Annotated in this window: 13 protein-coding genes; 9 read left to right on the top strand and 4 right to left on the bottom strand. The window is 61.7% G+C overall.

Annotated elements, in window-relative coordinates:
• Positions 1 to 105 precede the first annotated feature (105 nt).
• The 6 genes from GGU46_RS18660 (at position 106) to GGU46_RS18635 (ending at position 7,784) form a co-directional block, all read left to right on the top strand.
• Positions 106 to 5,169: a DNA repair ATPase gene (locus GGU46_RS18660; protein WP_183405082.1), complete on the top strand. Its 5,064-nt coding sequence runs from the start codon at positions 106 to 108 to the stop codon at positions 5,167 to 5,169.
• Between the two features lie 14 nt (positions 5,170 to 5,183).
• Positions 5,184 to 5,585: a DUF3592 domain-containing protein gene (locus GGU46_RS18655; RefSeq protein ID WP_183405081.1), complete on the top strand. Its 402-nt coding sequence runs from the start codon at positions 5,184 to 5,186 to the stop codon at positions 5,583 to 5,585.
• Positions 5,586 to 5,708: 123 nt separating this feature from the next.
• Positions 5,709 to 6,104, top strand: a complete 396-nt coding sequence (locus GGU46_RS18650) for a DUF3592 domain-containing protein (protein ID WP_183405080.1) — start codon at positions 5,709 to 5,711, stop codon at positions 6,102 to 6,104.
• Positions 6,105 to 6,193: 89 nt separating this feature from the next.
• Complete coding sequence (locus GGU46_RS18645) at positions 6,194 to 6,688, top strand: hypothetical protein (RefSeq protein ID WP_183405079.1); 495 nt, start codon at positions 6,194 to 6,196, stop codon at positions 6,686 to 6,688.
• Positions 6,689 to 6,724: 36 nt separating this feature from the next.
• Positions 6,725 to 7,135, top strand: a complete 411-nt coding sequence (locus tag GGU46_RS22630) for a DUF3592 domain-containing protein (RefSeq protein ID WP_183405078.1) — start codon at positions 6,725 to 6,727, stop codon at positions 7,133 to 7,135.
• Positions 7,136 to 7,247: 112 nt separating this feature from the next.
• Complete coding sequence (locus tag GGU46_RS18635) at positions 7,248 to 7,784, top strand: pyridoxamine 5'-phosphate oxidase family protein (protein WP_183405077.1); 537 nt, start codon at positions 7,248 to 7,250, stop codon at positions 7,782 to 7,784.
• A 181-nt stretch (positions 7,785 to 7,965) separates the two neighbouring features.
• Here GGU46_RS18635 and GGU46_RS21920 read toward each other — a convergent pair whose 3' ends face one another.
• Both GGU46_RS21920 and GGU46_RS18625 read right to left on the bottom strand, forming a co-directional pair.
• A complete protein-coding gene (locus GGU46_RS21920) occupies positions 7,966 to 8,142 on the bottom strand; it encodes a hypothetical protein (RefSeq protein ID WP_215906393.1) in 177 nt (58 codons plus the stop codon).
• Positions 8,143 to 8,397: 255 nt separating this feature from the next.
• Positions 8,398 to 9,402: an SDR family oxidoreductase gene (locus GGU46_RS18625; protein WP_183405076.1), complete on the bottom strand. Its 1,005-nt coding sequence runs from the start codon at positions 9,400 to 9,402 to the stop codon at positions 8,398 to 8,400.
• A 594-nt stretch (positions 9,403 to 9,996) separates the two neighbouring features.
• On the opposite strand from GGU46_RS18625, the gene GGU46_RS18620 reads away from it, so the two are divergent.
• Positions 9,997 to 12,468: a glucuronyl esterase domain-containing protein gene (locus tag GGU46_RS18620; protein ID WP_183405075.1), complete on the top strand. Its 2,472-nt coding sequence runs from the start codon at positions 9,997 to 9,999 to the stop codon at positions 12,466 to 12,468.
• A gap of 151 nt (positions 12,469 to 12,619) precedes the next feature.
• Here the strand turns inward: GGU46_RS18620 and GGU46_RS18615 are convergent, their stop codons facing one another.
• The gene (locus GGU46_RS18615) at positions 12,620 to 14,191 is read right to left on the bottom strand and encodes an OmpA family protein (protein WP_183405074.1); all 1,572 of its coding nucleotides are present in this window, start codon (positions 14,189 to 14,191) and stop codon (positions 12,620 to 12,622) included.
• An 856-nt stretch (positions 14,192 to 15,047) separates the two neighbouring features.
• On the opposite strand from GGU46_RS18615, the gene GGU46_RS18610 reads away from it, so the two are divergent.
• Positions 15,048 to 16,745 carry a T9SS type A sorting domain-containing protein gene (locus GGU46_RS18610; protein ID WP_183405073.1) on the top strand — a complete coding sequence of 566 codons (1,698 nt, stop codon included), beginning with the start codon at positions 15,048 to 15,050 and terminating at the stop codon, positions 16,743 to 16,745.
• Between the two features lie 137 nt (positions 16,746 to 16,882).
• Here GGU46_RS18610 and GGU46_RS18605 read toward each other — a convergent pair whose 3' ends face one another.
• A complete protein-coding gene (locus tag GGU46_RS18605; RefSeq protein ID WP_183405072.1) occupies positions 16,883 to 18,580 on the bottom strand; it encodes a flavin monoamine oxidase family protein in 1,698 nt (565 codons plus the stop codon).
• A gap of 263 nt (positions 18,581 to 18,843) precedes the next feature.
• On the opposite strand from GGU46_RS18605, the gene GGU46_RS18600 reads away from it, so the two are divergent.
• Positions 18,844 to 19,800 (top strand): alpha/beta fold hydrolase, encoded by a 957-nt coding sequence (locus tag GGU46_RS18600; protein ID WP_183405071.1) that lies wholly within the window; start codon positions 18,844 to 18,846, stop codon positions 19,798 to 19,800.
• Positions 19,801 to 20,061: the final 261 nt, after the last annotated feature.

Here is a 20,061-nt window from a genome sequence, read left to right as displayed (position 1 = left end):
AACTAGATTCTAGCCCTAATTACTACCTCTAAAAGCTACAACTAGAGCCCCCCTCCTTTTCGGAGAGGGGTTGGGGTGAGGCAACTAGAGCTAGGCCCCTACCCCATGGAACAACTCGAAACCGGCACCTACGAAATCCTCCGTAACCGCCTGCTCAAGAGCAGCACCGACTTGCGCCAGCGCCTCGACAAGCTGAACACCGAGCGCAAGCAGGTATTTGGGGCGGTGGATACGCGCCTGATCGGCACCGGCCGCATTACCACCGAAAACAACTGTGTACCCTGGGACATGGTGCCGGTGGGGCAACGGTTCATCTTCGGGTATAACGTGGTGCTGGGGCTGAAGGCGGAGCCGGACTTGGCCGACGTGTTTGGGGTGTATGAGTACGCGGAGCACGATTTCCGGCCGCTGGGGCTGGGGCTGCTGCAGAATCCGCAGTTTCTGGAGGAGTTTCGCAACCTGTACCGCTACTACAAGAATACCCAGTTCGTGAAGTTTGCGGTGCTGGGCACCCACCTGTTCATGGTGTTTCGGGTGGGCAAGAGCGCCTCGGATGTGAAGACGTTCAAGTGGCTCCTGCAGGGCGACACGCTCACCTACCTCGACAACCGCTCCGACCACGAGTACACCTTCCCGCCCCAACACGAGTTCCAATGGAAGCGCGCCACCCGCGACATGCAGCGCGGCGGCAAGCACCCCCACATCAGCATCGAGGACAAGGTGTTCGTGGAAACCATCGGGGGCGACCTAACCATCAAGGTGGAGGACAACACCAGCACCGGGCAGGGCATTCTGAGTGAGCCAGTCGATAACAAGGACCAGACCCTGGACGACTCCGAAATCTACTTTGCGGTGGTCGGCAACCTGATTCTGCTCAAGATCCGGCCCTACCAGGAGCAGCAGTACCGCTACTTCATCTTCAACCACAAGCTCAAAACAGCGCAACGTCTCGATGCTCTGGCCGATGCCTGCGTGCTGCTGCCCGACGGGCAGGGACTGATTTTCCCGCACGGCTTCTACCTGCAAACTGGCGACAACAAGCTGTTCGACAACGGCCTGCGGGAGATGCTGTTTGAAAAGCGCGTCGTGTCGCCGAACGGGGAGGACTTCCTGTACGTGTTCTACAACAAGGACCAGGGCACCTACCTGCTGCTGAGCTACAACCGCATTGCCCAGCGCGTCGATAACCCCATTGTGTGCCACGGCTACGCCCTGTTCGAGAACGGGGAGCTGTGCTACTTCCGGGCCGACGACGAGCCCAAGAAGCACCACGCCGTGCAGATCTGGCAGACGCCCTACACGGCCCCAGATTTTGAGCTGCCCGTCACCTCCGATTCCTACCTCTACAAGCTGGGCAACAAGGAAATTGTGCGGGCCATGAGCGAGGTGCAGGAGGTCCTGACGCTGACCAGCAAGGACGACTCCTACGCCGGCCTCTACCTCGACCTGATCCGCCAAACGACTAGCCTCACCGACGCCTACCACTGGCTGCGCGAGCCCGCGGCCCAGGCCCTGGCCGAGCCCCTGGGCGAAATCCGGCAGACGGCTACGGCCGCCGTGGAGGAGTTTGAGAAGGTGCAGAGCATCCGCAAGAACACCGCCCAACAAACCCAAACCGTTTTCCAGAAGGCCGACGAGCTGATGGGTCGTATCCGTCGCTCGGCGCCCGATACCGTGACGGAGTTTGTGCAGCTGCTGGGTGAGCTGCGTGGGGTTCGGGGCGAGGTAATTTCGCTCAAGGAACTGCGCTACGTAGAGCTGCCAGCCGTGGAACAGCACGCCACTGGCCTAGAGGAGCTGAGCAAGGAAGTGGCCACCCAAACCGTGGACTTCCTGCTCAAGCCCGATGCCCTGGCGCCTTACTCCCAGCGCGTGCAGGCTATTGCCGACGGCGTGGAACAGGTGCAGAAAACTGTGGAGGCCGACCAGCGCGAGCAGGAAGCCACCGCCGTGGCCCAGGAGCTGGAGCTGCTGATTGAGGTGGTGAGCAACCTGCCCATCCCCGACCCCACCCAGACCACGGCCATCATCGACAACATCTCGACGGTGTACGCCCGCTTCAACCAGATTCGGGCGGCGCTGAAGCGGCGGCGGCAGGCCCTGGCCGGCACCGAGGCCCAGGCTGAATTCACCGCCCAGCTCAAGCTGCTGGAGCAGGCCCTCACCAACTACCTCGACCTCTCGGACACGCCCGCCAAGTGCGACGAGTACCTGACCAAGCTCATGGTGCAGCTGGAGGAGCTGGAAGGCAAGTTTCCCGACTTCGACCAGTTCATTGAGCAGCTTACCACCCGGCGCGAGCAGGTAGTAGAAGCTTTCGAGTCGAAGAAAACGGCCCTGGTAGCCGCCCGCAACCAGCGCGCCACGGCTCTGCTGCAAAGTGCGGAGCGGCTACTGAAAGCGGTGCAGAGCCGCCTCACCCGCCTGGAATCGGTGGCGGATATCAACGGCTACTTTGCCGCCGACGTGATGGTGGAGAAGGTGCGCCAGACGGCCCAAGAACTGCTAGGCCTCGGCGACTCGGTGAAGGCCGACGACGTGCAGAGCCGCCTCAAAACCCTGCGCGAAGACGCCGTGCGCCAGCTCCGCGACCGGGCCGACCTGTTTGCCGACGGCGGCCAGACCCTCAAGTTCGGCCCCCACGCCTTCACCGTCAACACCCAGCCCCTAGAGCTGACCGTGGTGCTGCGCGACGGCGACCTGCACTACCACCTCACCGGCACCAACTTCTTCCAGAAAATCAACGACCCCGCCCTGCTGGCCGCTAGGCCAGTGTGGGAACAAACCGTTGTGTCGGAAAACCAGGATGTGTATCGGGCCGAGTTTCTGGCCTGGCGCATTCTGCAGGCGGCCCAGCACCCTACGCCCGCCGATGCGGAAGCGGGCCGCTCCGCCGTGCTGTCCGTAACGGAGCTAGGCCACCTCAGCGCCGCCGAGCTACTGGCCTACGTGCAGCAGTTCATGGCCGCGCGCTACCAGGAAGGCTACCTCAAAGGCGTGCACGACCACGACGCCGCCTTGCTGCTCACGGCCCTGGTGCGCCTCACCCGCACCGCCGACCTGCTCCGCTACCCCGCCGACACCCGCGCCGCCGCCGCCCTCTACTGGCTGCGCTTTGCCGACCCCGACCAGCGCGCCCACTGGGAGCGGCAGCTGCAGGGCATCGGCGTGCTCCTGCAGGTGTTCCCCGATTCCCAGGAGTTCTACGAGCTGAAAGCCGAGCTGCAAGCCGCCGTGGAAACCTTCGCCCAGCAAACCGGCCTCTTCACCCCAAGCCAGGTAGCGGAAGCCGGCGACTACCTCTTCGCTTCGCTAATTAAGAATGAAGAATTAGGAATTAAGAATTCTCTAACGCCAGAACTAACCAGCAACCAACAACTAACAACCAACAACAAATTCATCATTGCCGCCGAAGCCGCCGAGCTGTACCAGCAGTTCCAGAAGCAGCTGCAGGAGCGCCAGGCCACGGAGCTGTTCCAGCAGTCCATCGACCAGCTCCAGGACCAGCCGGTAGCGCAGTTTAACCTAGTACGGCAGTGGGTAAATAGCTGCCTCACCCCCCGGCCCCCTCTCCTTCAGAGAGGGGGAGCCACGGCGGCACAATCGACTGTTCCAATAGTCCATCCTCACCCAAAGAGTCTGGAGCCCCAATCGTCAGGCCGCCCCTCTCTGAAGGAGAGGGGGCCGGGGGGTGAGGCACTCGAATGCGCCGTCCTCCTGCTCACCCAAACCTACGACCCCGCCCGCGTCGTGCACACCCCTACCCTCGAAACGCTCACAAACCTCCAGGGCAGCCACCCGCGCATCCTCGAAAACCGCAGCTACCAGCTCAACTTCCCCGACTTCCGCCGCCGGCTTCTGCACTATGACCGGGTGCTGGTGCCGCAGTTCGAGCAGTTTCAGGAGCTGAAGAAGCAGCTGCTGGTGCGGGCCGCCCAGGACCTGCGCCTGGAAGATTTCCGCCCGCGGGTGCTTACCTCCTTTGTGCGCAATCAGCTGATTGATAAAGTATATCTGCCGCTGATTGGGGCCAACCTGGCCAAGCAGATCGGGACGGCGGGCGAGGGCAAGCGCACCGACCTCATGGGCCTGCTGCTGCTCATCTCGCCGCCCGGCTACGGCAAAACCACCCTCATGGAGTACGTGGCCAACCGGCTAGGCCTCATCTTCATGAAGATCAACGGGCCGGCCATCGGGCACGCCGTAACCAGCGTTGACCCCGCCCAGGCCCCCAACGCCGGGGCGCGGCAGGAGCTGGAGAAGCTGAATCTGGCCTTCGAGATGGGCGACAACGTGATGATTTACGTGGACGACATCCAGCACTGCAACCCCGAGTTTCTGCAGAAGTTTATCTCCCTCTGCGACGCCCAGCGCAAGATGGAGGGCGTGTACGAGGGCCGCGCCCGCACTTACGACTTCCGCGGCCGCAAGGTGGCGGTGGTGATGGCCGGCAACCCCTACACCGAAAGCGGCGACGTGTTTCAGCTGCCCGACATGCTGGCCAACCGCGCCGACATCTACAACCTCGGCGACATCCTGAGCACCGGCTCCGAGGAAGCCTTCCGCCTCTCCTACCTCGAAAACGCCCTCACCAGCAACGCCGCCCTGGGTCGCCTCGCCACACAAAGCCCCCAGGACGTGCCCGCCCTCATCCGCCTCGCCGAAACCGGGCAGCAGGACGGCCTGAGCTTGGAAGGCAACCACTCGCCCGAGGAGCTGAACGAGTACGTGGCCGTGCTGCAAAAGCTGCTGCGCCTGCGCGACGTAGTGGCCAAGGTAAATGCGGCCTACATTGCCAGCGCCGCCCAGGCCGACGCCTACCGCACCGAGCCGCCGTTCAAGCTGCAGGGTTCCTACCGCAACATGAACAAGCTAGCCGAAAAAGTGCGCCCCGTAATGAACGACCAGGAAATCACGGACCTGCTGGCCGCCCACTACGAAAGCGAAGCCCAAACTCTCACCAGCGCCACCGAAGCCAACCTGCTCAAGCTGCGCGAGCTGCTGGGCTGGCTCACCCCCAACGAGGAAGCCCGCTGGCAGGAAATCAAAGCCACCTTCCGCGACAACCTCCGCAACTCCGGCGCCGGCCAGCTCCTGCAGATGCTCGACAAGCTCGAAAGCATTGCCGGGGGCCTGAGTGGGATTCGGGAGGCGTTGAAACGGGAATAAGCACCACAGATGTCATGAAGAGTACTGATATCGTAGGTTTCATTCTTGTAGCGGTTCCTAGTGTGATTATCACGCTGGTTTCCCTGTTCAGAGTGCGTCAAAAGTTTCGACTACAAAGAACCGGCAAAACAGCGGCCGGCATAGTAATTTGGATTGAGCACGAAGCAGGCAAGTCCCCGGCCTTCTATCCGGTAGTCCGTTTCCAGAATGCTCAGCAGGAACTGGTAACAGTCCGCTCCAGCTTTGGCATCACGGCGGACCGCTATAAAGAAGGCGACCAAGTCACAGTGCGTTTTGATCCGGCCGACTCAAACAGCATGAGTATTGATGGAGAAGGACTAAGCTTCGGTGACTGGATGACTGTTGCCTTCGGTATTAGCGGTTTGGTATACGCCGTATGGAAATATTTCCCTTAGATAGCCTCCGCAACTCCGGCGCCGGCCAGTTACTGCGAATGCTGGATAAGCCCGAAGGCATTGCCGACAGGTTATGTGGCGTTCGAGGAGTGCTAAAAAATAAATAGATAAACCACTCTAAATATGTCAAAAGGCTACGCTGGCTTTTTCGTACTTATTCTGGTAATACCAGCAGCAATCTTGTACTACATCTACCAGAGAAAGCAGTGGTTTCAGAGGAATGGCTTTTTTGCTTCAGGTATAATAGTCAGGCTAGTAACAGATGAGAATGATGATGAGCCAGTTGCCCTTTATCCAGTGGTGAGGTTCCTAACCTCTCAACGAGGGTGGATAGAAGCACGATACGATGCTGGGCAATATCCTGCAGCCTATCATGTGGGTCAAACCGTTGAGCTATTGTATGACCCGGCGGACCCTAAAAAATTCATTATTGGGGCCGAGCCGTTTGGTATAGCGGATTGGTGGCCATATGCCGTAATTTTAGCAGTAATTGCTTATGGTATGTACATGAATATATAGCATCTGTTTTCATCCTAGACTCCACGCACTTGCAAGCCTATGCGCTATCCTAGCGCAGTCTATCCTTTGAAGATGTTTGGTAACTCAACATGGATCCTCTCGACGTAATAAAAGCGAAGCGTGTGCACCTAGCACGCTTCGCAAATCAGCAAGGTGCCGCTGGCGAAGTTCGTGCGCTGGATGATATGAGTAACTGGGTTTCTAGGCCTCGTGGCAAAGGATTAAAGGTGTTGTTAGCAGCTCTCCTTGAAATTGGTATTCAAATTAAAGCGAGCAGCTTTGATGCTATTGAGCTACCGCAAGCCCAGAACATAGATTTCATGAATGTAGACCAAGTGCGTGAGCTACTTCCACACATGATATTCATTGAAATAAAAACGGCCAATCAAGCACGTGTCAAACCTGACTTTTCGGGATTCTTTTTTGCTCTAACCGAAAGCGAAATAGCTGCTGCAGACGCACTAGGTTCCCGCCACCGGGTGGCGCTACGCAACAACCTTACAGGTGAAACTTACATGACCTCAGTGCCGGAAATCATTAGCCGAGCCAAGTCCTCCAGTTGGCAGTTATCAGTACAGCTTTAAACCTAAGTACATTAATCATAACAGGCTGCCCTCATAGTGATATCAACGGAAGCTCAAGTGGCGCTAGCGCTGTTGCTGCTGGGAGGGCTATTTCTGCTTAAAGCTAGACGTTTGCAACAACGGCTACAGCACTTGCTCGACCACGGCTTGGAGACCACAGCAACCATCATTCGTTTGGAGGAAAACCCTACCACCGACCACCGCACATTTTACCCAGTCCTGCGCTTTCAGACTACCAAAAAGCAGACGATAACAGCCAGTTACCCGCATAGTAGGGAGCGGCGCAACTTCCGGGTCGGTGATAAACTGTTGGTACGGTATGATGCTACTTCGCCCGCGCAGTTCCTCGTTCCCACATTTGTTGCCTCCGATATGCGTATTTATCAAATCCTAGGCTATGGCGCTGGTAGCGGGGGCATACTGCTGGCCTTGGCCGCTATAGTGTAATTGGATATCCAACAACGCCTTTCGCAATAATCTGCTGAACTCTTGTGCCGTGGCAGGCTTGATATCGACCTGACACGACCCTACCTTGCTACCCAGCTAACTCCTTTTCCAGATGGGCAAGCAATACCCCGCCATCAGCGCCGACATCGAGGCCTTTATCGAACAGCAGCACCTGTTCTTCGTGGGCACGGCCGCCGCAGATGGGCGCGTTAATATCTCGCCCAAGGGCCAAGACACCCTGCGCGTGCTCGATGCCAACCGCGTGGCCTGGCTGAACCTGACCGGCAGCGGCAACGAAACCGCCGCCCACCTGCTGGAGGTAAACCGCATTACCCTGATGTGGTGCGCCTTCGAGGGCCAGCCCAACATTCTGCGCCTCTATGGCACCGCCACCGTGTACCACCCCCGCGACGCAGAGTGGGCCGAGTTGCTGCCGCTGTTCCCGCCCCTACCCGGCTCCCGGCAGATAGTGATGGTAACGGTGGATCTGGTGCAAACCTCCTGCGGCATGGCCGTGCCCTTCTTCGACTACCGGGCCGAGCGCGACGAGCTGAACGACTCCATGGAAAAGCGCGGCCCCGAGCAGGTAGCACAGTACTGGCACAACCGCAACGCCCGCAGCCTCGACGGCAAACCCACTGGTATCTAAATCAGCCGCTTTGGTGCGCCTCTGCTGGCGCCAGATGCGGCTCGGCCGTAGCCTAAAACTCGAAAGTTTCGCAGTGCAGCACGGTGGGCTCGAACTCCAGCAAGTACTGCGCGTCTTCGGGGTAGTAGCGGGCCTGCTCGTACTGCTCGCCGGCAAAGCGTTTAATGCTCTCGTAACTGTCCTAGCGCGTTACCGTCCAGAAGTGGCAGACCTCCGCCTCTACCCGCCGCAACACCTGCACGCCCCGGTTGCCGGGCGTATTTTTATAGTCGGTAATGCCTGATTGCTGCAGGTACTGCAAATATGAATCGGCGTGATGGGCGGCCGTAACGCCGTGCCAGATACGGGTGATAAGCATACTACAAAGGGGTAGCAGACCAGAAGTGAGGCTCTGTCTGGCTTACTTACGTGAGTTGCCCGGCTGGGTAGCACCGCACGGTTGATGCGAGCCGGCCCCGTTCCTGGGGTTCAGGAGTTCATACCGGGGTAGCAGGCTTTCGGTAGCGCAGCTGCCAGGCCAGGCCTCGGCATCCCTGATGCTGGCCGCCCACCACGAAAAAACGCCCCGGTAAGTGCCGGGGCGTTTCGGGTTAAAATAAGTGTTCTGGCAGCATTACGGCATCCCCTTGCCGCCGGCGGCCCCGTACACCTGCCCGGTGGCGTAGCTGGCCTGTGGGTCGGCGAGCTGCACGTAGATGGAAGCCAGCTCCACGGGCTGCCCCGGCCGCTTCATGGGCGTGTCGCCACCGAACTTCTGGAGCTTTTCCTGGGTAGCGCCGCCGCTTACCTGCAGGGGCGTCCAGATGGGGCCGGGAGCTACGCCGTTCACCCGGATGCCCTTCGGGGCCAGCTGCTTGGCCAGGGAGCGGACGTAGTTGGTGGTGGCCGCCTTGGTCTGGGCGTAGTCGTAGAGGTCCTCGGAGGGGTCGGTGGCCTGCTCGGAGGTAGTGCCAATGATGGCCGAGCCGGGCTTGAGGTGGGGCAGCGCCGCCTTAATAGTCCAGAAGGGGGCGTAGATGTTGGTTTTCATCGTCGCGTCGAAGTCCTCGCTGGTCAGGTCCAGAATAGACTGGCGCTGCTGCTGCCGCGCCGCGTTATTCACCAGAATGTCCAGGCCGCCCAGCTGACGCACGGCTTCCTCCACCATGCGCTTGCAGAACGCCTCGTCGCGCAGGTCGCCGGGAATGGCCACGCCTTTCTGGCCGGCGGCCTTAATCAGGGCTATTACCTCCTTGGCGTCGGCTTCCTCGGCGGGCAGGTAGTTGATGGCCACATCGGCGCCCTCGCGGGCGTAGGCAATGGCGGCGGCCCGGCCCATGCCGGAGTCGCCGCCCGTAATCAGGGCTTTGCGGCCCTTCAGGCGGCCCGAGCCTTTGTAGGTTTTCTCGCCGTGGTCGGGCACGGGCTCCATTTTAGAAGCCAGCCCCGGCCAGGGCTGGGTCTGGCTTTTGAACGGGGGCCGGGGGTAGGCGGTGGTGGGGTCCTTGAGGGGTTCGGGGGCCGCATCAACGGCGGCGCTGGCCTCGGCCGGCAGTATGGGGCTCACAGCCGCTACGGCCAGGCTGGCGCTTAACCCGCTGATTATCTGACGACGGCTGAGTTTGTTTTCTTCTTTCATATCCACTTGCAACAGCGCTTTTTTAGATAGGTTGCCCCGCGGCAGGCGGCTCAGCCCGCTGGGTGGTGGTTTCGGTTCCGGGCGCCGGGCCGAAGGTTGGCGGGCGCTCCTGCGGCGGCAGCCGAAAGGCTACCCCTTTGCCAGGCGCTAAACTCCAGGAAATAGGATTATTTTCCTCGGCTCTTTCCTTCTGCCCAAAAACCAGCTACAACGGTGAGCAAGTCATCACTCATATTTCCATAACAATATTTTATCAACTTTTTATATACAAACGTTTCCGGTAACGTTTTCGGTCTTTTCATTTTATCTGGTTCCCGCCAAAGGATTTCTACCCCTTGCCTGGCCTGCTATCTTCCGGAGCCAGCACGCCAAAAGCCGCTCAGGGCCCTGTACGGGCCCTAGTTGGCTTATCGGCGGCCGGCATTCAGCTGATTGGATTTTTTTGATGAAAGGCCTGCCCCACCGATCTGTCTCAGCTTCGCTTCGCCATTCGGCGGAGTCTGTCGGCTGCTAGTTACTGCTTCACCTCATCTCCTGCTGCCTATGCCAACAAGCGCCTGACCTACCCCCTCCTTCTTTCCAAACTCCCACCGCATGAAAACAATGACTTCCTCTTCTGGTAATACCTCTACAAGACAAGCCGCCCCGGCGCGCAATGCAAAAACGGCCGTTGCTACCCTGCTGCTGAGCGTGCTGGGCCTGAGCTCTTTCGCCCAGCAGATTCCGCTGGTGTATTCCGCTGAAAACACCGGCACTACCTGCACCGCGCCGCCCCTGCCCAGCTTCGAGCAGCTACCCGCCATTGCTCCCCTGCCCGACCCGTTTATGTGGTCCGATGGCCGGGGCCGCTCCACTGCCTTCAGCGACTGGGAGTGCCGCCGCAACGAAATCAAGGCCGAAATTGAGAACTACGAGATAGGCCGGAAGCCCGCCAAGCCCGAAACCATTACGGCCAGCTACGCCGCCGGCACCACGGCCGGTACCGGCGTGCTCACCGTGAACGTGACGGTAAACGGGCAAACCCTGGTCCTGACCTCGCAGGTAGCCTTGCCCACGGGCACTGGTCCGTTCCCGGCCATTATCGGCATGAACAGCGCCAACGGCAGCCTGCCGGCCGATATTTTCACCAGCCGCAACGTGGCCCGCATCACCTTCAGCCACAACCAAGTAACCACCTACGGCAACCCCCTCATTACGGACCCTTACTACAAGCTCTACCCCGAGCAGAACCTCGATAACTCGGGCCAGTACAGCGCCTGGGCCTGGGGCGTGAGCCGGATTATTGACGGGCTGGAGCTGGTACAGGCCCAGCTGCCCGTTGACCTGAAGCACCTTGGCGTGACGGGCTGCTCCTACGCCGGCAAAATGGCCCTGTTTTCCGGGGCGCTCGATGAGCGCATTGCCCTCACCATTGCCCAGGAGTCGGGCGGGGGCGGAGCGCCGGCCTGGCGCGTTTCCGAAACCCTGGGCGCGGTAGAGAAGCTGGGCGCCACGGACTACCGCTGGTTTAAGAACGACATGAAGCAGTTTGAAAACACCAACGTGAACAAGCTGCCCCACGACCACCACGAGCTGATGGCCATGATTGCGCCCCGGGCCCTGCTGATAACTGGCAACACCGATTTCGAGTGGCTGGCCAACCCGGCGGCTTACGTATCGGCCCGGGCGGCGCACGAGGTGTGGAAGACCTTCGGTATCGGCGACCGGTTTGGGTTCTACATCGACGGGGGCCATGGCCACTGCGCCATTCCTGCCACCCAGCGCCCGGCCATCGAGGCCTTCGTGGACAAGTTTCTGCTGGGCAACACCAGCGTCAACACCAACATCACCACCCACCCCTACCCCGCCCTCGACTATCAACGCTGGTACAAGTGGTGGGGCACCAGCAACGCCGTGCTGCCGGCCGAGCCCCTGGGCAAACGCCTCTGGCTGGAAGCCGAATGCGCCACGGTGGGCTCGAACTGGGAAGTTATGTCGAGTGCTGATGCGTCGGGCGGTAAGTACGTGCGGGTGAAAAGCGGCCTGACCAGCCCCACCACGGCCCCTACCGGTGCCATTTCCTACCTGACTATCCCCTTCACCATCGACAGCGCCGCCACCTACAATTTGGTGGCCCGCCAGAACGTGCCGGCCGGCGAAGAGTACGGCTACTGGCTGAAGGTTGATAACGAGGCGTTTCAGTCGGTGGGCAGCCAGCTGGTAAACAACGGCGGCTTCGAGAACGGCCTGACCGGCTGGACGGCCCTGAACACGACGGGCGCGACCATCACGGCCAATACTGTGGCCGCGGAGGCTCACAGCGGCACCGGCTCCATGAAAGTAGTGAACCCCACCGCCCAGCCCGGCAACCAGTGGCGGGTGCAGGTAACCAGCGCCGCCTTCCCTACCACCGTGGGCAAACAGTACACCATTTCCTACTGGGTGAAGGCCGCCACTGCCGGGGGCTCCATCCGCCTGTCCACGGGTCCCTCGGGTGCCCAGTACCAGGCCGACCAAACCATTGACACGGAGTGGAAGCAGGTTTCCTGGACCATCGCGGCTTCTATAGCTTCCACTACTTTCCTGTTCGATATGGGCCAGGTAGCCAACACGTACTATATTGATGACGTGAGCGTGAAAGAAGTGAATGCCGGCGGCGGCTGGAGCTGGACCAAGCTGAAAGACATGGTACTGCCCGTGGGTCCGCACACGCTCACCATCGCCTACAACACCGGCGGCGGAGCCCAGCTGGATAAAATGGTGCTGGCTACCTCCATGGCTTCCATCAGCGGCCTGGGGTCAACGGCCATTAACTGCACCGTTAGCTCAAACGCCAGCAGTCTGGCCGGCATCGGCATTGACGTGTACCCCAATCCGGCTCACGACAAACTCACGGTGAAGCTGGGCACCAACCAGCTCCACATCAGAAGCATTGAAGTGGTGGACCTGATGGGCCGGGTTCTTTCGCGGGTGAGCGTAGGCAAGCAGAGCCTGCTCAGCATCCCCAGCGACAAGCTGAAGCCCGGGGTGTACCTGATGCGCTTTACCGGCGACAAAACCAGCACCCAGCGCATCGTGATTCAGTAGAAAGCCGCGGCGACTGGCTCTCCTGGCTTTTCTGAATTATCCCGAGAAGCAGAGTTACCCTTCGTTTCTCTGCCAACACAAAAAACGGCCCCGATGTAGTATCGGGGCCGTTTTTTGTGTTGGCCCGGGCTTGCTCCGGCGGCCGGCCAGGTTAGCGGCCGGCGCGGTGGCCCCGCAGCCGGTGGCCCAGGCGCCGAAACCACAGTCGGGCTTTGGTAGGGCGCTGCTTTCGGGGGCGGAAGTGGCGCAGGCGGGTTGTGGCCGTTGTGCGGCGGGCCTTGCGCAGGCGGGCGGCCTGGGCTGCTGCGCCGGCCGCGGCCGCCTTGCCGGCGCCGGTAGAGCCCGTGGGCGCCAGCACGCCGGCCGGTAGGTTGCCCACGAATTGCAGGCTCAGGTAGGGCTGGTAGCTGTTACCGGCCTCATCGGTGGCCGAGGATAGCTCCGGCCGCACCTCACTGGCCCGCACTTGCAGGCGGTTGTTGGCTATGCCAAACTCCCGCAAAGTTTGCACGGCGGCCCAGGCCCGCGACTCGCTCAGCCGCGGGGGGGCATGGTAGCCGTCGAGGCTGTCGCTATAGCCCTTCACCTGGAAGCGCGCCCGCGGGAAAGCCCGCAGAATGCTGGCCAGGCTCTGCAGTTGCTGCCGCGCCGCCGCGGGTAAGGTGGCCTGACCCGCCTGAAAATAGGCCCGGTCCACCGGAATCCAGCGCGAGTCGGGCCCCAGGGCTTGGGCTGCTTGGCTGGTGCCGGCCAGCAGACGGTAGAGCTGGTACTCCGTGGAGTGGGTGGTTACGCGCTGGCTGGTTCCGTCGCCGAGCAGCAGCAGCACGGGCTGGCCGGGGGCGGCAGGGTAGTCGAGAAAGTGGTGGGGCCCAACGGCGTAGGCGCCCGGCGTAGCAGGCGGAGGCGGAGCCGCCGCGGCGGGCAAGTCCACGTACTTCGCGGGAGCGGCCGGCAGGGCTTCGCCGGCCCGGGGCGTGGGGAGCAGCGCCGGCTGCAGGCCAGGGGCCGGCGCAACGGCAGCGGCAGCCGGCCCGGAGGCAACGGCCGGCGAGGAATTCAGCCGTCCTATGCCAAACCCCAGGGCCACCGCCGGCAGCAGCAGCAGCACCCAGTTCTGCGGAGCGGCGGCCTGGCGCCGCATCACCCGCCACGCGGAGCGGAGGCTGGGGCGGCTTGCTCCGGGCGGCAGGGCAGCAGCGTCCGGCGCCGAGGCGGCGCGGGGCGAAGGGGGCAGCTGCGGCACGGCGCCCGGCTGGCTCTGCAGCCACTGGCTGAGGCTTGCTGCGTTTAGTTGCCGGGCGGAGGCCTGTTCGCGCAATACCCCCAACGTAGCCACCACTACCACATCTACCAGCCTGGGCATGGCCTCTTGGGGCAAGCCGCTCCTCTGGCTTATAAAGGCCGTGCGGCTGGCGTAGCTGGGGCCCAGCAAGGCTTCCAGGAGGGTAACACCGCGCCCCCGCCAGCCGGCCGCTCCGTCGGCCGACAGCACTACCTGCCAGGTGGGGGTAGGAACTCCCTCCAGCCAATTCCAAAGGGCCTCGGCCCCACCCGGCTGCTGGCTACGCCCCGCAAAGGCCGGAATGACCAGCTTCAGCAGCTGTGCGGCGGCTTGCTGAAGCGCCGGGCCCTCCGCCTGCACAGCGGCACCTAGCGCCCCCAGAACCGGGCCGGCCAGGGCTGATTGGACAAGAGCTTCGAGCGTTTGATCCTGATGCATGTGCACTACTACTACCCGCTCGCGCGGCCGGTATAAGACTATTTTAGCTAAATATCGCAATACATTCCAGTATAAGCAATAAATAATCCTTGCATAATTATCATTCAACCCAGTACAGCAGCCAGCGTTCCGGTTTCACTTTCCCGCCTTATTTCCCCCAAAAGCTGCAGAGCGAGCGGACGCGTAGCCCAGCCGGTTCACGGAGCGCCTTACAGCGCGGGCTGAAACACATTGTGAAAGCCATTGGGGAGTATTCTCGCCTCCGCACGCGAGAGGTACCAACCCGCGCCGCACAGCTCTGCGGCCGAGCTTCCACGCGCTTTACCGGGAACCGTTTTGGGCGCTTGCTGATTTCTGCGCACCCTCTATATTTGTCGTAGGCGGGCGCATCAGCCCCCTTATTTTCGTCTCATTTTCCAATACTACTTCCGGCTGCTGTAACTCCCCTGATTCTACTAAACCTAGAGGACTGGCAGCATCATCCGTCCCCGCGGAAAGCCTGTCGGTTCCTGGTTACACCCGGAATTCTATTCTTTCTACCGTCCTTGCACGCTAGTCCACTTTTCTACTATCCGATCAGATAACATCCGCCCAACTTAATGTATACCATTCTTTTTATCCTACTTGCCCTTCCCGGCTGATACGGCCGGACTGTAACCAGCCCCCGCATTTCCCCGGCTCCAGAGGCTTTGCGGTGACCCGCACGGGGTACTCCCATCCTATCTGCATTCAGGGCAGGGGCCGTACCCCGGCCTGGTTCTGCACACGCTAAAGTCTGCCAGATTATAGCTTCTCCTCCAGGCATATTTAACCTAACACCACTTCTCCATTTTTCACCAGTTACTCTATGGAGCATATGCTACCCCCTGCATTTTCCCGATTGCGCAAGCAGCTGTTCGGCTACCCCCTCCGGCGCATAAAACAACCCCGGCATTTCCGCCTGGTAGCCAGCCTTCTGGCCGGGGCTGCTATGGCCTTGTCCGCGTCCACGGCTTTGGGCCAGTGGCTACCCGATAAGGAGTGGGACCGGGTGTACGGCGGCTACGAAACCGAGCGCCTCAACGTGGTTATCCCAACCGCCGACGGGGGCTACCTGCTAGGACAGCATTCCCAATCGGGCGCAGGGGGTACACGCACGCAACCCTCCCAGGGGGAGGCCGACTATTTTATCGTGAAAATAGGCCCCAACGGGGTAAAGCAGTGGGACCGGCGCTACGGAGGCACCGGCCAGGACAACATCACCTGCATCAAACAGGCTCCGGATGGCGGCTACTTTCTGGGCGGCACTACCTGCTCAGAGAAATCGGGCGACGTTTCCCGGCCGCACGTAGGGCACCTGGTTCAGGGTGAGTCAATCGAGGATTTCTGGGTAGTGCGCATTGATGCCCAGGGCAACAAGCTCTGGGACCAGCGCGCCGGGGGCGTGGCCTACGACATGGCCCGGGCTATGTGCCTGACCCCCGACGGGGGCGTGCTGGTGGTGGGCTCTTCCAGCTCGAATTTTCAGCAGGTTTTCGACTTTTATCTGGTCAAATTCAATAGCGAAGGCATCGTGGAGTGGGAAGAGAAATTTGGCGGCCCCGACGAGGATCAGGCCTTTGACATCCAGCCCACTGCCGACGGTGGGTACCTGCTGGCTGGCTACTCCGACTCGCCCCCGGGCGCGCACAAGACCTACTCCAGCCAGGGCAAACACGATTACTGGCTGGTGAAGGTATCGGCCGATGGCAAGCGGCAGTGGGACCGGGGCTACGGCGGAAATGACGTTGAGCATCTGACTAGCCTCACCCCGATTTCCGATGGGGGCTGGCTGCTGGGCGGGTCCTCCTCGTCCGGAGTTTCGGGCGACAAAACGGAACCCTCGCGGGGCAACACCGACTACTGGGTTGTGCGCCTGGATGCCCAGTACAACAAGGTTTGGGACAAAACCCTGGGCGGGACCGGCGACGACCGCCTGACCACGGTTGCCCTGACGCCGGGCAACGGGTGGCTGCTGGGTGGCACCACCAGCTCGGAGACATCGGGCGACAAAACCCAGGCTCCACGGGGCATGCGCGACTACTGGGTGGTGAGCCTGGCGCCCCAGGGAACCAAGCGGTGGGATGCCCGCTACGGCGGGGACTACGACGAGCTGATGACCGGCATTCTGACTACCCCCGACAACGGCATCCTGCTTAGCGGCACGTCCCTGTCAGCGCGCTCGGGGGACAAGTCCATCAATAATATCGGGCTCGGCAGCGGGTGGCTGGTGAAGTTATCGGGAGGCGGATTCGTGACTTCCACCCGGGCTTCTCACCACGAAGCCAACGCTTGGCAGGCCTACCCCAACCCCGCGCAAAAGCGCCTCTACGTCCGGAAAGCCCACGGCAGCGCCGGGCCGGTAACGCTGGAACTGCGCGACCCCACGGGCCGCCTGCTCCGGCAGCTTACTACGCCTGCGAGCAGCCTGGTTCCGGCCGAAATACCCCTGACGGACCTGGGACCGGGAATGTATTTGGTGCAGATCCGCAGCGCCGACGCCCCCGCCCAGACGCTCCGCGTCACGGTGCAATAGGGCGGTCGGCACCGCCCTCACTTCCCATAAAAAAAAGCTCTGGCGGTTGCCAGAGCCTTTTTTTATGGGGAGCAGCCCTTTTGGTTGGGCTGAGTGGACGCTTCCGGAAGGCAAGCAACGCTTCCTGGCCACTGACCCTAGACCAGGGAGGCTTCGCGCTGGCGCAGGCGGCGGTGCAGGGCCGTGTTGCCTTTGCGTAAGGCGGCCTGCAGACCTTCGGCGGCCAGGCGGCCGGTTTCGGCGGCGCCGTTCATGAAGCCCTGGTACCAGGCGCTGCAATGCTCCCCGGCGAAGAACAGGTTACCCACCGGCCGACCCTCAGCGCCGGCAATGGTGCTGTACTGGCCCGGCAGAAAGCAGGCGTAGCTGGCCAGGGTGTGGGGGTGGGAGGGCCAGTGCATGCGCTCGGCGCGGCCGTTGTAGTGCCCCCGGCAGGCCGGCCAGGCGGCTTCCAGCACCGGCAGATACCGGCCGGCCTGCGACTGGGCCGTGCCCGACCCCAGGCGCACACCTTCCTGCCCGCCCAGGTACACGGTGTACGCCGATTTGGTGGTGGGCTGCAGCTGCCCGCTGTCCCAGCCGCTTTGCGCGGGCAGATCCGAGAAGAGGTAGCCTGTGTAGCCCTCGGTGCGCCAGGGGCGCCCGTTGAAGCCCAGAAACAGCTTGGCGTTGGTGCCGTACCCCAGGTTCTGAATGGCGTTGGTTTTCCAGGTGGGCAGGGCTACCTGCAGCTCTACCTTGCGCAGCACGGTGAAGGGCAGGGTCAGCACCACGTAGTCGGCGGTAACTTCCAGGCGGCGCCCACCGCTCTGCTCAAAGGTGAGCACGTACTGCTGGCTGGAGTTCTGGGCCAGCTTCACCAGCTTGTGCTGCAGCGTAATCTGGCCGCTGAGTTGCCGGGCCAGGGCGTCGGTAAGCTGCTGGTTGCCGCCTTTTATCTTGTACCGCTCGTCGCTGATGCCGAAGATATCGAAGGTGCCCTTGTGCGTATCGGCCGAAAACAGCCACAGGAAGTTAATGGCCGACTGCTCGTGAACCTCGCGGCCGTACTCCGTAAGGTAGGCTACCTCCAGCAGCTCCCGGATCAGGCCGCGCAGGCCAATGGAGTCGAAGTAAGCGGCAATGGAGAGCTGATCAAAGCGGGCCGCGGCGGGCGTCAGGTTGTCGAAGGTGATGGTGCCCGGCAGGGCCCGGATGTCGGTGTCAATCTGGCGGGCGTAGGGCCGGAAGGCCTCAATCACCTCGGCCACGGTGTACTGCCGCCCGCCAAAGAAGTAGGCGTCCTTTTTAAGCACGGTTTCACTGGGGGCCTCCACATCATAAAGGGTCAGGCCAAACTCCTGGGCCAGCTGCAGCATGTCGCGGTGGCCGCTGTCAATGAACTCGCCGCCCAGCTCGGTAGTCAGGCCGGGGGCCATCAGGTCGGAGGCCGTGAAGATGCGGCCGCCGGCGCGGTTGCTGGCCTCGTAAACCGCGGCGCGCACTCCCGCTTTTTTAAGCTGATAAGCGCAGTTGAGCCCGGCCACGCCGGCTCCTACCACCACAATGCTGGGCTGAGTGCTTTTGCCATCGAGGCTGCTTTGGCCCCCGGGGGTAGCGGGTGCTACTACCTCGGCCTCGCAGGCCGTTAGCAGCCCCCCGGCTCCCACCAGCAGGCCCATTTTGGCCGTGCTGGCCAGAAAGTCGCGGCGGGTGTGGGTAGTGGCCAGGTCGGCCAGCTCTTCGGCCGATGGGGCACCGGGCTCATTAGCCGCGACGGCCAGCCCGAAGGCGCGCTGCAGGGCGCGGAGCAAGGGCGTGCGCGCTTTGAAAAGAGGAGTAGGCGTGTTTTGCATATAAGAATGATACAGGTGGATACATTCGCTAAACATAACCATTCTCTATTAGATAAAATCAAGACCTCACCATTTAATTTTGCAGCCCGCTGCTGCGCTGGCTTCCAGCATGGCGGCGGGCTACATAGGCAGCACTTGCCCAGGGCGAGCGGGGCAGTATTTCTCCGGGGTTGCCACGCTCCGGTGGGGTAGGCAGGCAACGGTTACCGAGGTTAAGGGCGTCTGCAGGGATGTAATCTGTTTTCCTTTTCCCTTTTGCGCTTATGCTCCATCTGCTTCGCCTTGGCTTTTTCGTTACGCTGCTGCACCTGCTGTTCCCCCAGCCGCTGGCTGCCGTTCCTACCCCCACCCGACTAGCCAACGGTACCCCGCTTCTTACTACTACCGACGGGGTGCGGCTGCACGCCAACATCTCGGGCCGGGGCCTGCCCTGCGTGTTTGTGCACGGCGGACCGGGTGCCTGGAGCGGTATGCCCCAGGCCCTGGCCGGCCCCAGCCTCGAAGACCGGCTCCAGATGATCTGGCTGGACCAGCGGGGCAGCGGCCGCTCCCAGAATGCGCCCGACCATAATTACTCCCTCGACCGCATGGTGCAGGACCTGGAAGAGGTGCGCCAGCAGCTGGGCCTGGAAAGCTGGGTTGTTATGGCGCATTCGTTTGGGGGCACTATTGCCACCGAGTACGCGGCCCGCTACCCCCAGCGCGTGCGCGGGCTGGTGCTCATCAACTGCACCCTATACCTGCACGAGGCCATGACCAGCACCCTGACGCACGGCCTGCGGTTTGTGCAGGTGCCCGACCCCGCTTTCTTCCTGGATGAAAGCAAACCGCTGGATGCGCGCTTTGGCGCGCTAATGCCTCATCTGACGGCCCAGCAGGGCTGGCAGAAGCTACAGTACCAAACCGAGGCCGGCCACCAGAAGGTAACCGCCGCCGACCAGGGCAACCCCGGCACCGGCGAGTTTGGCGGCTACGGCTTTCGCCTGCCCGACTACCATAAGGATTTTACGTTGCTCACGCCTGCCATCAGCGCCCCCGTGCTGGTGATTACGGGCACTACCGACTACTGCGTGGGGCCAGAGCACTACCGCCTGTTCCGCTTTCCCAACCAGCAGGTAGCGCAGCTCCAAACCGGCCACGTCCCGTTCGTAGAGGCGCCCGCCGCCTTCCGGAATGCTGTGCAGCGCTTTGTTAAGGGCCTGAGCCGCAAGGGCGCCTAAGCATTTTCCCTACCCCCCTTTCGCCCGCAACCAGCGCCGGCACTTGCCGGGCTGGTTGCGGCTTTTTGTTGGTGGCTGGAGTGGGGTGGGGCTTCGCCCACACCGGCCCCCGGGTTGTCTTTACCGCCTAACAGCCGGGACGCTCCCCACTCGTAGCCGGGCCAGGGACGCCTTTTTTGTGCACGATTTCAGGAAGGTTACCGCAGAAAAAGCCAGGATGAAAATTTCTTTTCGTCACTCAAGGGTCGTTTACCCGTATGT

The sequence above is a fragment of the Hymenobacter latericoloratus genome, from assembly GCF_014199535.1.
Lineage (GTDB): Bacteria > Bacteroidota > Bacteroidia > Cytophagales > Hymenobacteraceae > Hymenobacter > Hymenobacter latericoloratus.
Note: the sequence above shows the minus strand (reverse complement) of the source record. Positions and strands in the feature narration are given on the sequence as shown.

Bases quoted from the DNA above. Each gene is read 5' to 3' on its own strand.
- GGU46_RS18660 (WP_183405082.1), top strand. From the start codon at position 106: ATGGAACAACTCGAAACCGGCACCTACGAAATCCTCCGTAACCGCCTG.
- GGU46_RS18655 (WP_183405081.1), top strand. From the start codon at position 5,184: ATGAAGAGTACTGATATCGTAGGTTTCATTCTTGTAGCGGTTCCTAGT.
- GGU46_RS18650 (WP_183405080.1), top strand. From the start codon at position 5,709: ATGTCAAAAGGCTACGCTGGCTTTTTCGTACTTATTCTGGTAATACCA.
- GGU46_RS18645 (WP_183405079.1), top strand. From the start codon at position 6,194: ATGGATCCTCTCGACGTAATAAAAGCGAAGCGTGTGCACCTAGCACGC.
- GGU46_RS18635 (WP_183405077.1), top strand. From the start codon at position 7,248: ATGGGCAAGCAATACCCCGCCATCAGCGCCGACATCGAGGCCTTTATC.
- GGU46_RS21920 (WP_215906393.1), bottom strand. From the start codon at position 8,142: ATGCTTATCACCCGTATCTGGCACGGCGTTACGGCCGCCCATCACGCC.
- GGU46_RS18625 (WP_183405076.1), bottom strand. From the start codon at position 9,402: ATGAAAGAAGAAAACAAACTCAGCCGTCGTCAGATAATCAGCGGGTTA.
- GGU46_RS18620 (WP_183405075.1), top strand. From the start codon at position 9,997: ATGAAAACAATGACTTCCTCTTCTGGTAATACCTCTACAAGACAAGCC.
- GGU46_RS18615 (WP_183405074.1), bottom strand. From the start codon at position 14,191: ATGCATCAGGATCAAACGCTCGAAGCTCTTGTCCAATCAGCCCTGGCC.
- GGU46_RS18610 (WP_183405073.1), top strand. From the start codon at position 15,048: ATGCTACCCCCTGCATTTTCCCGATTGCGCAAGCAGCTGTTCGGCTAC.
- GGU46_RS18605 (WP_183405072.1), bottom strand. From the start codon at position 18,580: ATGCAAAACACGCCTACTCCTCTTTTCAAAGCGCGCACGCCCTTGCTC.
- GGU46_RS18600 (WP_183405071.1), top strand. From the start codon at position 18,844: ATGCTCCATCTGCTTCGCCTTGGCTTTTTCGTTACGCTGCTGCACCTG.